The 12,922-nt window shown below is 49.0% G+C and carries 15 protein-coding genes; 13 read left to right on the top strand and 2 right to left on the bottom strand.

All coding sequences use genetic code 11. The annotated features are described in order from the left end of the window. Nucleotides 1–410 precede the first annotated feature (410 nt). Both M2277_RS28425 and M2277_RS28430 read right to left on the bottom strand, forming a co-directional pair. Nucleotides 411–1,121 (bottom strand): SRPBCC family protein, encoded by a 711-nt coding sequence (locus tag M2277_RS28425; protein WP_006212971.1) that lies wholly within the window; start codon nucleotides 1,119–1,121, stop codon nucleotides 411–413. Next, on the bottom strand, nucleotides 1,122–1,430 hold the full coding sequence (locus M2277_RS28430; protein ID WP_280756215.1) for a metalloregulator ArsR/SmtB family transcription factor: 309 nt from the start codon (nucleotides 1,428–1,430) through the stop codon (nucleotides 1,122–1,124). A gap of 182 nt (nucleotides 1,431–1,612) precedes the next feature. Between M2277_RS28430 and M2277_RS28435 the strand changes: the two genes are divergently transcribed. The 13 genes from M2277_RS28435 (at nucleotide 1,613) to mcsB (ending at nucleotide 12,856) form a co-directional block, all read left to right on the top strand. After that, entirely contained in the window at nucleotides 1,613–2,740 is a 1,128-nt protein-coding gene (locus M2277_RS28435; protein WP_148246393.1) for an ABC transporter ATP-binding protein, read from the top strand. Continuing rightward, a complete protein-coding gene (locus M2277_RS28440; protein ID WP_280756216.1) occupies nucleotides 2,733–3,491 on the top strand; it encodes an ABC transporter permease in 759 nt (252 codons plus the stop codon). The genes M2277_RS28435 and M2277_RS28440 overlap by 8 nt, the downstream gene beginning before the upstream one ends. A gap of 44 nt (nucleotides 3,492–3,535) precedes the next feature. Further along, nucleotides 3,536–3,901 (top strand): GntR family transcriptional regulator, encoded by a 366-nt coding sequence (locus M2277_RS28445; RefSeq protein ID WP_006212967.1) that lies wholly within the window; start codon nucleotides 3,536–3,538, stop codon nucleotides 3,899–3,901. 20 nt (nucleotides 3,902–3,921) lie between these two features. Beyond that, nucleotides 3,922–4,626, top strand: a complete 705-nt coding sequence (locus M2277_RS28450; RefSeq protein ID WP_036638396.1) for an ABC transporter ATP-binding protein — start codon at nucleotides 3,922–3,924, stop codon at nucleotides 4,624–4,626. Beyond that, the gene (locus M2277_RS28455) at nucleotides 4,623–5,369 is read left to right on the top strand and encodes a hypothetical protein (RefSeq protein WP_280756217.1); all 747 of its coding nucleotides are present in this window, start codon (nucleotides 4,623–4,625) and stop codon (nucleotides 5,367–5,369) included. The genes M2277_RS28450 and M2277_RS28455 overlap by 4 nt, the downstream gene beginning before the upstream one ends. A gap of 345 nt (nucleotides 5,370–5,714) precedes the next feature. Continuing rightward, the gene (locus tag M2277_RS28460) at nucleotides 5,715–6,818 is read left to right on the top strand and encodes an amidohydrolase/deacetylase family metallohydrolase (protein WP_172964026.1); all 1,104 of its coding nucleotides are present in this window, start codon (nucleotides 5,715–5,717) and stop codon (nucleotides 6,816–6,818) included. Beyond that, entirely contained in the window at nucleotides 6,796–7,899 is a 1,104-nt protein-coding gene (locus tag M2277_RS28465) for a DgaE family pyridoxal phosphate-dependent ammonia lyase (RefSeq protein WP_280756218.1), read from the top strand. The genes M2277_RS28460 and M2277_RS28465 overlap by 23 nt, the downstream gene beginning before the upstream one ends. A 1-nt stretch (nucleotide 7,900) precedes the next feature. Next, on the top strand, nucleotides 7,901–8,656 hold the full coding sequence (dagF, locus tag M2277_RS28470; RefSeq protein ID WP_006212962.1) for a 2-dehydro-3-deoxy-phosphogluconate aldolase: 756 nt from the start codon (nucleotides 7,901–7,903) through the stop codon (nucleotides 8,654–8,656). Beyond that, on the top strand, nucleotides 8,649–9,665 hold the full coding sequence (locus M2277_RS28475) for a sugar kinase (RefSeq protein ID WP_076153018.1): 1,017 nt from the start codon (nucleotides 8,649–8,651) through the stop codon (nucleotides 9,663–9,665). The genes dagF and M2277_RS28475 overlap by 8 nt, the downstream gene beginning before the upstream one ends. An 8-nt stretch (nucleotides 9,666–9,673) precedes the next feature. Further along, nucleotides 9,674–10,390, top strand: a complete 717-nt coding sequence (locus M2277_RS28480) for a GntR family transcriptional regulator (protein WP_280756219.1) — start codon at nucleotides 9,674–9,676, stop codon at nucleotides 10,388–10,390. Between the two features lie 353 nt (nucleotides 10,391–10,743). Then, on the top strand, nucleotides 10,744–11,205 hold the full coding sequence (locus M2277_RS28485; protein WP_006212959.1) for a CtsR family transcriptional regulator: 462 nt from the start codon (nucleotides 10,744–10,746) through the stop codon (nucleotides 11,203–11,205). Nucleotides 11,206–11,228: 23 nt separating this feature from the next. Further along, complete coding sequence (gene mcsA / locus M2277_RS28490) at nucleotides 11,229–11,753, top strand: protein-arginine kinase activator protein McsA (protein ID WP_006212958.1); 525 nt, start codon at nucleotides 11,229–11,231, stop codon at nucleotides 11,751–11,753. A 38-nt stretch (nucleotides 11,754–11,791) separates the two neighbouring features. After that, on the top strand, nucleotides 11,792–12,856 hold the full coding sequence (gene mcsB / locus M2277_RS28495; RefSeq protein WP_006212957.1) for a protein-arginine kinase McsB: 1,065 nt from the start codon (nucleotides 11,792–11,794) through the stop codon (nucleotides 12,854–12,856). The last annotated feature ends 66 nt before the right edge of the window (nucleotides 12,857–12,922 follow it).

The raw sequence follows: 12,922 nt of genomic DNA on the forward strand, positions 1-12,922 counted from the left end.
CCTTCCAGCGCCGATGGTACTTGGACCGCAGGGTCCCGGGAGAGTAGGACGTCGCCAAGCGAACAACCATAAAGACCGTTATCGAGTTATCGATAACGGTCTTTTCCTGTTTGTAGATATTCTTTAAAGCTAACCTGTATGCAGTCAAATTGGTAGACATCAGGATCCTTAACTACATGTAGAGTATCCTTAAGCTTCTTTACAAGTAGTCAGAATAATTTGCGTATGTCGTCATTAGGGTTCTATATGTCTAGTCATAAGGTAGGGTAGTCGGAAGCACTGAAACAGCACCAGCACAGGGAACTAATCCGCTCATCCACCAAAGACGCCTTCATTATCACCATTATATCTACGTAATGTCCCATCTCTGATCGTTCCCATCGGGGATCGTGTCTGAGTGATGACTACGTTTATGCTTGGGTAACATTCCTCTGGCCATATGGCAGAACCGTAAGAGTAACACTTAAGGGTTCACCACCTCTAACGAATCCGATCTCAACCTTCTCACCAGGCTCCATGGATGTGACTTTATCCTCCAGCTCATCATAGCTGCGGATGACCTGCCCGTCCGCGCCTGTGATGATATCGCCTGCCTCTAAGCTCCCGTCCGCAGACGTACCGGGTAACACCTCAACGACCTTGACGCCCTCTAAGCTGTCACCGCGGTAAGTATAATGATTCATGCCTATCCAGCTTGACCAGAAGGTGGATCGCATGTCCGCCTCATCTTCCAGGACACTCTTCATATTACGCATAAAACGATATGTACCAAATGCCATATTATCCATCATCATATACTCTTGCTCATTAGACCATAGCCCAGTGTACTCAATGCCAACCAGTGTCCCATCGAGATGAGGTTCCATTGTCCAAATGGTAAGCTCGTTGTCTTCACCTCTGAGCGTAAGTCTACGGTTAGGGATAAGCTCTTCAATCGTGCCGATATAGGATACGCCCCAGCCGTAATCAAGAGCGACTTGACCGCCGACCTTCAGGTCGATCTCACAATGACGGGTTTCCCAGCGGTTTCGTTCCTGCGGTTCGGTCAATGCCTTCCATGCCCGTTCCGGTGTTGTGCGGATTACAATTTCTCTCTTCACGTTCTTGAAAATAGCTGTCATTCATAAGTCCTCCTCTAGGTATTGTTTGAGCTTAGTCAGTTTGTTCTCCAGAATATGGCCAAGCTCATGCTGAAGCTGCTCATACCCGTTCTGAAAGATTGGGACGTTCAGTCGGTAGAAGCAGTACTTGCCTTCTCTGCGCTCAAGCAGCAGTTCTTCTTCGAGCAAAATCGCCAGATGTTTTTTAATGGCCGGCTGCGAAATATGAAATGCTCTCACGATCTCTAGCTGAGGGAGCTCTTGATGGGCTACCATGTGTAATATTTTCCTTCGGATGGGATCTGAAATCGCACGGTACATATCGCTCATGATTGAAATCCCTCCACACCTCATTCAGATAACCTTTTGGTTATATGTATGCATTCAGTATAGGTTCCCATCAATTGGATGTCAATATAAAAGGTTAAATTGAAAATTAGGCTTTACAGAACCAAAACACTAGTGTACTATTTAACTATAACACCAATACAAAAAAGGAGTGGAACACATACATGAACGGAAACGGTTCAAAAGAACTCACAGCAGACAACACAGCCATGGGGAGCAGTGCTTCCCAAGCTGTTAACGCTATAAGCAAATCCGGCACAACGAATGCACATACCCATCTCCATTCATCCAATAAATCGAACGCATCAGATGATCTAGGGGATGGAATGCATTCATCAGTGATACCCTCGACAAATGCTCAGAATAGTCCAGTCGTTCTTACAGTCCAGCAGGTCACCAAAACCATTGGAAAGAAGAACATCGTAGACGGACTTTCTTTTGACATTTATCGTGGTGAAATTGTGGGATTGCTTGGACCGAACGGTGCAGGCAAAACGACAACCATCCGCATGATAGTCGGACTGATCGAGATGACTCAAGGGGATGTGCATGTTAAGGGGCACAGCATCAAGAGAGATTTCGTTCAAGCCATACGCCATATCGGGGGCATTATTGAAAATCCTGAGTTCTACCCTTACATGAGCGGCTATGACAACTTGAGACAATACCAGCGGATGTCCGAGGGCGTGACCATCACCAGAATTATGGAGGTTGTGAAGCTTGTCGGGCTGCAGGATGCCATACACAAGAAGGTTCGTGCTTATTCACTGGGTATGCGCCAACGGTTAGGGATTGCCCAGGCTTTGCTGCATAATCCATCCATCCTCATCCTTGATGAGCCGACGAATGGACTCGATCCAGCAGGTATCCGAGAGATGCGGGACTACTTGAAACAAATCGCCAAGGATGAGGGAATTGCCATACTCGTATCCAGCCACCTGCTGTCGGAGATGGAATTGATGTGCAGCCGTGTGGTTGTTATCCAGGAAGGTAAACTCGTAACCGAGCGTTCTATCGGAGGCCCAGTCGTTGATGAAGAGTTGACCACGGTAACCTTCCGCGTAAACGATGCGGCCATGGCGGAACAGACCATTAGGCATATGAAAGACATCACGCTTCTTGCCACCCAGATCGAGGAGGGCATCGTTACGGTTCAACTGACGGAAGAAGACATACCTGCATTGATCCAGTCGCTGTGCGATGCGCGGGTACGAATCTATCGGGTGGAAGAGATTAAATCTTCACTGGAAGAAGAATTTTTGAAATGGACAGGAGGCAATCGTATTGCATAGCTTTGAAAATCTCGTCTGGAACGAGTGGCTCAAAATGTTTAAAAAACGGAGTTTTTTCCTGCCCTACGTGCTGTTGGCTGGAATGGTGCTATTCATGGCGTTTATGCTCTATAAATTCAGCGGTGGCAGCAGCACTGGTTATGAGTTCGCTCAATTGGCTGTAACCACCAAGGGGATGGGGCAAATGCTGACCCTGCTTGCGATCGTAGTTACGGCGGGAGCGGTAGCAAAGGAGCACAGTATGGGCACCGTCAAACTGCTGCTTATACGCGCGCAGAGCCGTACCAAGATTTTGGCTTCGAAATATGTTGCCATTCTGATTTACATCCTGACCCTTGTAGCTTTCATGTTTGTTGTCTCCGTGCTGACGGGTCAGATCACGTTCGGCATGGAATCCGGCACGGTTGCAATCGGTGATGTGCTGAGGGAAGCAATCAATAATCTGGTGTATACAATCGTCTATGTAACGTTAACCTTTATGGTAGGCATATTGACGAAATCCACCGGTCCTGCCATCGGCATCGGGATGTTCATGGTTATTATGGAAAGCATGGCTGTACAGCTGCTTGCACGTTATTCCTGGTCCAAATACCTGCTGTTCACGAACGTGGATCTTTCCATGTACAGCGGGGGAGGCAGTTCCCCGATACCGGGAATGAGCCTGACATTTTCAATTATTGTGCTCGCTGTATATCTTCTCTTGTTTCTTACGGCAGGCTTTGTTACGTTTAAAAAACGGGATGTCGCATAAGGAACCTCGAGAGAGGTAGAGCGGCGGAAAGGAGCAACCCGACAGTGAGTATAGAATTCGACAATAATCTGCCGATCTATTTACAGATCATGACGTATTTAAAGAAAGAAATTATAATCGGTAAACTTCAGCCCGGTGATAAAATCCCATCGGTCCGAGAATTAGCAAGTGAGCTTCAAATAAATCCAAACACGGTGCAGCGAACATTTCAAGAATTGGAGCGTGAGGGTATTGTGGAGACACGGCGGGGATTGGGCCGATATGTGACAAGCGAGGAATCGAAGATTATGGCGATAAAAAAAGAAATGGCCGGCGATCTGCTGGAGCGGTTTATTCGCGGAATGCAGGAGCTGGGCTTTAAAGATCAGGATATCATATCGATCGTGGAAGATGCAGTGAAGCAGTCATGATCAATAGCGGAGGTGAAACCATGGTGGAGAACTTGTTGCAGGTCCGCAGCGTAAACAAGACCTACGCCGGCGGCCGGAGAGCATTACATGACATAAACCTGAATATTCATGGTGGAAAAATCATTGGTTTGCTGGGTACCAACGGAAGCGGAAAGAGTACGCTTATGAAGATTGCGGCAGGCTTGATCCAGCCTTCGACCGGCGGTGTTGAAGTGAACGGCAAGCCGGTCGGACTGGAGACCAAAGCTATCGTATCCTTCATGCCCGACCGTCCTGTGACGGAGCCCTGGATGAAGGTATCGGATGCGGTGGCATACTTCAAGGATTTTTATGAAGACTTTAATGTTGAGAAAGCCCGCAATATGCTGGAATTTATGAATTTGAAGGCGAATGATCGCATCAGTTCCTTGTCCAAAGGAATGAACGAGCGCCTGCAGTTAACACTGGCTTTGTCCCGTGAAGCCCAGCTGTATATGCTGGATGAACCCATTGGTGGAGTGGATCCGGTAGCAAGGGGCAAGATTTTGGATGCGATTGTTGAATTCTACAACGAGGACAGCAGCATTATCATTTCGACCCATCTGGTCCGGGATATTGAGCGGATATTTGATGAAGTGATTTTTATTCGCAACGGCGAAGTTGTCATGCATGACGAAGTAGAGAACATCCGCCTGAAGCACGGAAAAAGCGTGGATGAGATGTTTAAAGAGGTGTATGCGGAATGATGAAACTGTTGAAATACGACTGGAAGAGAAACTCGACAACGCTGCTTGGCGCATTCGCGATACTTCTGATCGTACAGATTGCGATCACGGTGGCGGGCTCCATCAGAGACTGGGAGCTTGGAATCATGCTTGGGTTAAGTATGCTGGCCTACGGTTCTGTAAGTGTCCTACTGGTGGTTGTCGCTAGCAAGACATTCGACTTTAATATCAAGGCGTACCACCGTCGCCTGCTTCCTGTTCGTTCGGTTTGGAGCGTAGCTTCCTCGCTTATAATGGCATGTGTGAGTCTGCTTGTGCTTGGCATACTGGCGGCTTTGCATATGTGGTATTATTGGAACTCGGCCGGCATACCGCTGCAAGACATCCATTTATCTGAATTTCCCATTACGTATGCAATTGGGCTGGCGCTGATGATGGCTTGGAAGTTGATCTACTTGATGATCACAATATTTTTCTCCATTACGGTTGCCAGAAGCATTACGAAGAAGGGGAGCGTTTGGATCGGCATTCTGGTATTCTTCGCACTGCAAAATATTCTTGGCTGGCTCAGCCATGTGATCTTTGGTGAAAAGTTGGCGTGGGTCGGGCCGATGGCTACCATCTCTTTTGGGAATGAGACAGACTTTGCCGTATCTGCCGGAGAGTATACGCTGGCATGGGGAGCCCTTGCGTTTGAAGTCGTGCTTGCAGCCTTGATCCTATACGCAACGGTCTATCTGATTGATCGGAAAGTGGAAGTTTAGTTTAACCATAGAGATAACACTGTCATGGAGATGAAGAAGGCAAGTATATATAGTAAGAGACGAAGAAGCTGCCCGGAACAGGGCAGTTTCTTTTTGGTATGGAAGGAGATTACCCTAGCCAAGCCGAACCTATCAGTATACTTCATGATCGAAATAACTCATCATATGAAGTTATAGCAAGGAGATAATATGTAGGAATACACTAAACATTATAACGTTATATTCACGTATCGATTGTTCTATGCTATGCTATAAGCACGAACACAGATTACACCATATAAATCGGCGAAATAACGAGGATAACGGCTGGATCGGCAAGGCTAAAGGGGTGGGATTATGAAGATTTTGGAACAGCGCTTTGTGTTGCGCAATGTACAGACGGTGTTTGATGATCAACCTTTTGACATGGTTATGGAGAACGGATTTATTACCGAAATAACGGCTGCGAATACGGCCACCGGTGCTGATCAGTTTGATTGCACGGGCCTCTATGTCTCCAGCGGCTGGATTGATATGCATGTCCATGCGGTTGCCAAGCTTGAGCCCTACGGGGATGTCATTGATGAGATTGGCGTTAAGCAAGGGGTTGCCACTATTATCGACGCAGGCAGCTGCGGTGCGGACGGGATTGGGGAGCTGGCAGACGAGGTAGCCCGGTCCAAGACCAATGTGTTTGCTTTTTTGAATATATCCCATATTGGTCTGCAACGAATCGATGAGCTTTCCAGTCTGGATTGGGTTGACGCCGACAAGGCAATAAAAGCGATACGCACCTATCCGGATCTGATCATTGGACTTAAGGCAAGAATCAGCAAAAGCGTTGTGAAGGATAATGGGGTAGAGCCGCTTCGTCTCGCAAGGAAACTGTCCGAGAAAACATCGCTTCCGCTGATGGTACATATCGGATCGGGACCCCCGCCTATTGAAGAGGTATTGGAGCTGCTTTCGAAGGACGACATTATTACCCATTATTTAAACGGAAAAGCCAACAATTTATTTGATTCGGACGGTAAGCCGATCCCGGCACTGGTAGAGGCGATAGCCCGCGGCGTCCATCTGGATGTGGGTCATGGAACAGCAAGCTTCTCGTTCCTGGTAGCGGAATATGCAAAGAACCAGGGGATTAAGCCCAATACAATCAGCACGGATATTTATCGCGGTAATCGCATGAACGGTCCGGTGTACAGTCTGGCCAGCGTGATGACCAAGTTCCTTTATTTGGGCTACAGCTTGCAGGAGGTGGTCTCAGCCGTAACGGACCATGCTGCTGCTTGGCTGCGACGGCCGGAGCTGGGGAGAATCCAAGTGGGTGATGCAGCACACCTGACGCTGTTTACGGTGCAGCAGGGGCCGCTGAGTTTAACGGATTCCGAAGGGGAGACAAGAATCGCCGACCGATATATCGAAGCCAAGGGAGTGGTAGTCAATGGATCATTCATTACATGCTAAGTATGGATTGAAACGAGTGGTTAATGCCAGTGGCCGCATGAGCATTCTCGGAGTATCTGCACCAACGGATACCGTGATGGAAGCGATGCGGATCGGTGGTCAGAGTTACGTGGAGATCGCAGATCTGGTAGACAAAGCCGGCGATTACATGGCGCGCATACTCGGTTCGGAGGCAGCGGTTGTTGTCAATTCCGCTTCCAGCGGTATCGCATTATCCGTAGCAGCCGTTGTAACCGAGGGCAATCGCAGACGCAGTGATCGGCTGCATCAGGAGCCGATTGCCAAGAACGAAATCATCATGTTCAAGGGACACAATGTGCAGTATGGAGCTCCCGTTGAAACGATGGTTTACCTCGGAGGAGGTAAGGTTGTTGAGGTGGGTTATGCCAACGAAGGGCGCAAGGAACATATCGCCGAAGCGATTCATGAGCGCACCGCTGCTATCTTGTATGTGAAATCACATCACTGCGTGCAGAAAAATATGATTTCGGTGGAAGAGGCAGCTGAAGTCGCCAAGGCTCACGGGCTTCCGCTGATCGTGGATGCGGCGGCTGAAGAGGATATCCAGAAGTATGTGAAATACGGTGATCTGGCTATATACAGCGGCTCCAAAGCCATTGAGGGTCCAACCTCCGGCATCGTAGGCGGCAAGCGGCAATACGTGGAGTGGGTGAAGGCGCAGCTGCAAGGCATTGGGCGAAGCATGAAGGTAGGCAAGGAAACCACGTTTGGATTGCTCCAGGCGCTGGATGAGTACATGGTGAAGGAAGACAAGAGTGAACAGGAGAAGGCTGCACTCGAGGAAATGAAGTCCTTATCGGATTTGCCGGGCATTGAGGTTACCATCGTGCAGGATGAGGCAGGCCGCTCCATCTTCCGGGGACGTGTGAAAGTAGGCGAAGAAGCTGCGGGAGTCAGCGCCAAATCGATGAACGATCAACTTCGCGAGGGCGATATCGCCGTATACACAAGGGATTACGGTGTGCGGCAGGGGTATTTTGACATCGATCCACGCTCGCTTTCCGGCGATGATTTGCAAGTCATTATAACAAGAATACAGCAGATTGCAGGGGGAAACTAAAATGGCCAATATGGAGAAACGTCTTTACAGAAACCGCGCAGCACTGAATGTGCTTGCAGGCAGCATCCAGAATGCAAAGGAAATATTCGAAGCAGCGGAAGGACATGTGGTGGTCGGTGTGTTGTCGAAGAACTATCCGAACGTGCAAGAGGCCATTATCGCGATGAAGGAGTACGGTGCTGTTATTGAAGATGCCGTGTCTATCGGACTTGGAGCAGGGGATAACCGGCAAGCGGCAGTCGTAGCAGAGATCGTGAAGGGCTATCCAGGCACGCATATCAATCAGGTATTCCCTGCCGTTGGCGCTACCCGTGCTAACTTGGGGGGAGAGGAAAGCTGGATAAACAGCCTTGTGTCCCCTTCGGGTCAGGTGGGCTACGTGAACATATCTACCGGCCCGGTGAGCGCTGCCGGAACGGATGCGGCCATCGTTCCTATTAAAGCCGCTATTGCGCTTGTGCGCGATATGGGAGGCAATGCACTGAAATATTTCCCGATGCAGGGGCTGAAGCTGGAGGATGAATACCGCGCGGTAGCGAAGGCATGTGCAGAGGAAGGTTTTGCGCTCGAGCCGACTGGCGGCATCGATAAAGAGAATTTTGAAGCGATTGTACGGATTGCTTTGGAAGCGGGAGTACAGCAGGTTATTCCTCACGTATATTCCTCCATCATCGATTCAACCAGCGGCGATACCATCATCAGTGATGTTCGGGAACTGCATCAAAAGTTAAAAGCGCTGGTTGACCAATATGCCTAAGAGAATCGCTGCCTATGGCGAAGTGATGATGCGGCTGCAAGTACCAGGGTATGCATCTTTGGCTCAGGAGAGCCATTTGAATTACTCCTTCTCGGGCACCGGTGTCAATATCGCATCGGCCATCGCCAGATTCGGTCATACTGGATTTCTGGTCAGCACGCTGCCGGATAACCCGCTTGGTGAAGCGGCGATCTCATACCTGCGCAAGCTTGGTATTGGCACATCGCTGATTAGCCGGGGAGGCAAATACGTGGGCATGTATTTCCTGGAGAACGGCTTCGGTGTGCGGCCCGGACGTGTCACGTACACGGATCGGCTGGGCAGCAGTTTTAATACGGCAGCGGATGAGATGTACGATTTCGGGGCGATTGCCGAAAGCGTGGATATGATACACTTTTGCGGCATTACCCTCTCGATGAACGACACGGTGCGGGGGCAGATGAAGACGTTGGCCAGGGAAGTTAAGGCAAGAGGCGGTACGGTTGTGTTCGATTGCAACTATCGTCCCTCTTTATGGGGTGCGGACCGCTACGATTTTGCCAAGCCGCATTATGAGGAAATGCTGTCATTGGCGGACATTGTTTTTATGAACGAGAAAGACGCTCTCTATATTCTCGGCATGGAGACGACGTGTGAAGACCGGAACGAGCAGCTGCAGGAGTTGATTCCGCAGGTAGCCGCGAAGTATAATATTACGGTTGCGTCGGGGACCCACCGCAAGATCAACGGGGATAATACCCATTCCCTGCGAGGATATCTATACACGGACGGAGTCTTTTATTTTTCCCAAACATTGACGTTCTCCGTTCATGACCGTATCGGAGCAGGCGACGCCTATGCCAGTGGTGTGCTTCACGGAATTTCAGAGGGATATGAACCGGGACGGACGGTTGATTTTGCCGCCGCTGCCGCGATGCTTGCCCATACCGTAACGGGAGATACGCCGACGGCGAATGAACGCGAAGTCCTTCAGGCGATGAGTCAGCATATGTCTGATGTGGAAAGGTAGGAGGAAGTATGTCGATCACGCGGAAGAACGGTCCATTATATCTGCAAATCAAGAAGATCATTAAAGATCGGATTCTGCATGGGGTTTACCCACTTGGTGCCCATATTCCTTCCGAGCCGCAGCTGGAGCAGGAATTCAATGTCAGCAAAATGACAGTTCGTAATGCCATCCAGGAGCTGTATCAGGAGGGATATGTAGAGAAACGGAGCGGAGTGGGAACGATTGTGACCCGGAACACCTCCTTTTCCAAACTTTCCAAGGGCAAGCTGTTTACGGAGATTTTGGTTGAAGAAGGACACCAGATTCGGAAGCGCCACCTGAAGACGGAATGGGTGCATAACGAGCCTGATAGTGAATTATACTTGAAATTCGGCGAACGATGCCTGCTTATTGAACGGTTGTATTTGCTCGACGGGAACCCTTATATTTACTATACACATTATGTGTCAGCCCAAGTGGATATGGGGGAGGAGTTCGATACCAACGAACTGCTATCCCTGTATGATCGTATTGAGGAGAGTCAAATTACGTTGGAGAATTTCCGGGATCGCTTTCTGGCGACCGTAGCCGATGATGAGATTGCACCGCTGCTTGAAGTAAGTGCAGGCGCACCGCTGCTCAAGCGGTTGAGATCCTCGTACGACGGAGCGGGCAGCATGATTGAATATAGCATCGGTTATTATAATACGGAATTACAGCATTATTTGATTAGTTATGATGTTTGATGGCGTGAATTTATAGATGGTGATGAAGAAGTGGCCCTTAAACCGGTGTTTATCGGAAATGGAGGCTGCTTCTTTTTTTTGCCGCCATATTGAATGGATCTTCAGAAAAAGGCTATAAGGGTTCGAATTAGTGGGTACAATAAGAATAAATGGACTGCAGGATGAATTCGCTAAGACCCTCTTGGCAAAATGAAAAAATGTGCTATAATGAGATTAAAGTCAAAGAAAGTCAAAGTCAACGAGAGGGTTCGCTGATTTTGATTATGGTTAAACCAAGTATAAGCAAGGCTCTGTGCGGACGTGTAAGATCACTATCCGTCTTAACGTTTCAAACAGTGGAGGATGAACAGACCATGCGTAATATCTCTGATATTATCGAACAATACCTGAAGAGCATACTGCAGGAAAGTCCGGAAGGCACCGTTGAAATTCAGCGTAACGATCTGGCAGAGCAATTTTCTTGCGTTCCTTCCCAGATTAATTACGTCATCAGTACACGGTTTACCTTGGAGAAGGGCTTTCTCGTGGAAAGCAAGCGCGGCGGGGGCGGTTACATACGCATCCAGCGTATTGAGCTTCCTCAGCATACTGCACTCCAGCAGCATCTTCATCATACAATCGGCAGCATGATTGATCAGACGGTAGCGGAAGGGCTGATCTATCAGCTGGAGGAATCCCGGTTTTTGACGAGGCGGGAGGCCAGTCTGATGCGGGCCGCCATTTCAAGGGAATGCCTGAATGTGAAGCTTCCTTATCGGGATGAGCTGCGTGCAAGGATTATGAAGGCGATGCTTATTTCTTTATTAGGTAAGTGAGTCTGTGTAAGGAGGCATTGGATATGGTATGCCAAGAATGCGGTAAACGGCCAGCGACACTTCATTTCACCAAAATTGTGAACGGGGAAAAAACAGAGTTTCATTTTTGCGAAACTTGTGCCCGCGAAAAAGGGGAATTGATCCCCGGTACGTCGAATGGTTTTTCTATACACAGTTTGCTGTCGGGTCTCCTGGATCTGGATCCTTCAGGCAAGGGCCAGACTCCCGGTGCCAAAATGGCTCAGACGCTGCAATGTGAAGAATGCGGTATGACGTATTCGCAGTTCAGCAAGCTTGGCCGATTCGGCTGCAGCTCGTGTTATAAATATTTCTCGGATCGATTGGATCCGTTGTTCAAGCGAGTCCATGGCGGTACATCCCATGTTGGCAAGGTGCCGAAGCGCACAGGGGGTCGTATTCAGATCAAACGCCAAATCGACGAGCTTAAGAAAGAACTTCAATTCCGGATTGTGCAGGAGGAATTCGAAACCGCCGCCGAGATCCGGGACCAGATCCGTGAGCTGGAGAAGAATATCGCTCAGGGATAAGATCTAATGAGTATGCACTTTAGTAGGAGGAATGCGTGATGTCTAATCTCCGGTTTACCGATACGGCGCTCAGCGAGTGGATGCGCGGAACCGGTCAGGATTCCGACATTGTCATCAGCACCCGTGTCAGGGTGGCGCGAAATCTGCAGCATCTTCCTTTCCCGCTGCTGGCAACGGATCAGCAGTCAGGAGAAGTGCTAGAGCGCCTGACCCGTGTGTTAAATGATAAGGAAGATTTGCAGGATTTTGGGGATTTGCATGTAATTAAATTAAGTGAGATTGATGAGCTGGATAAGAAGGTTCTCGTTGAGAAGCATCTGATCAGTCCCAATCTGGCGAATGAATCCCGTAATGGTGCAGTCATCCTTACCGAAGATGAGTCCGTCAGCATTATGATCAATGAAGAGGATCATCTACGCATACAGTGCTTATATCCCGGATTTCAGGTTCGGGAGGCATGGGAACGTGCCACTGCGCTGGATGATGTTTTTGAATCCGAAATCGATTATGCGTTTGATGACAAACGAGGGTATCTCACAAGCTGTCCGACGAATGTCGGTACCGGTCTTCGGGCCTCTGTCATGATGCATCTGCCGGCTCTCGTTATGACGCAGCAGATCAATCGAATTCTTTCGGCTGTATCGCAGGTGGGTCTGACCGTAAGAGGAATTTATGGTGAAGGCAGCGAAGCATTAGGCAACCTGTTTCAAATCTCGAATCAGATAACGCTCGGTCAAACCGAGGCGGAGATCATCGAGAATCTTCACAGCGTCGCCCTGCAGATCATCGAGCATGAGAAGAATGCCAGAGCACGGCTCTTGGGTGACTCCAAGCTCCGTATTACGGACCGGGTGATGCGTTCTTACGGCATACTGTCCTACGCGGCAGTAATGGATTCCAAGGAAGCAGCCCAACGCTTGTCCGACGTTCGACTTGGGGTGGATCTCGGCCTTCTGGAAGGTCCGGAAATTCCGGTAATGAATGAGCTGAATGTGAAGACACAGCCGGGTTTTCTGCAAAAAACCTTTGGAGAGGGCATGCATCCTTCCGAACGAGATATGTACAGGGCTAAACTCATCAGAGAAACATTAGGTAACCATTAAGGATTGATTCTCGTTTTACTAATGGATGAACGGAAACGTCGCAATAACTGGCGATACACCGAAATC

Origin of the sequence: Paenibacillus sp. LBL (assembly GCF_029893715.1) — a bacterium.
In the GTDB taxonomy this organism is placed as follows: Bacteria; Bacillota; Bacilli; order Paenibacillales; family Paenibacillaceae; genus Paenibacillus_AQ; species Paenibacillus_AQ glucanolyticus.

Coding starts and splice junctions, on each gene's coding strand:
- M2277_RS28425 (WP_006212971.1), bottom strand. CDS start 1,121: ATGACAGCTATTTTCAAGAACGTGAAGAGAGAAATTGTAATCCGCACA.
- dagF (WP_006212962.1), top strand. CDS start 7,901: ATGGCCAATATGGAGAAACGTCTTTACAGAAACCGCGCAGCACTGAAT.
- M2277_RS28450 (WP_036638396.1), top strand. CDS start 3,922: ATGGTGGAGAACTTGTTGCAGGTCCGCAGCGTAAACAAGACCTACGCC.
- M2277_RS28480 (WP_280756219.1), top strand. CDS start 9,674: ATGTCGATCACGCGGAAGAACGGTCCATTATATCTGCAAATCAAGAAG.
- M2277_RS28465 (WP_280756218.1), top strand. CDS start 6,796: ATGGATCATTCATTACATGCTAAGTATGGATTGAAACGAGTGGTTAAT.
- mcsA (WP_006212958.1), top strand. CDS start 11,229: ATGGTATGCCAAGAATGCGGTAAACGGCCAGCGACACTTCATTTCACC.
- M2277_RS28435 (WP_148246393.1), top strand. CDS start 1,613: ATGAACGGAAACGGTTCAAAAGAACTCACAGCAGACAACACAGCCATG.
- M2277_RS28430 (WP_280756215.1), bottom strand. CDS start 1,430: ATGAGCGATATGTACCGTGCGATTTCAGATCCCATCCGAAGGAAAATA.
- M2277_RS28455 (WP_280756217.1), top strand. CDS start 4,623: ATGATGAAACTGTTGAAATACGACTGGAAGAGAAACTCGACAACGCTG.
- mcsB (WP_006212957.1), top strand. CDS start 11,792: ATGTCTAATCTCCGGTTTACCGATACGGCGCTCAGCGAGTGGATGCGC.
- M2277_RS28475 (WP_076153018.1), top strand. CDS start 8,649: ATGCCTAAGAGAATCGCTGCCTATGGCGAAGTGATGATGCGGCTGCAA.
- M2277_RS28485 (WP_006212959.1), top strand. CDS start 10,744: ATGCGTAATATCTCTGATATTATCGAACAATACCTGAAGAGCATACTG.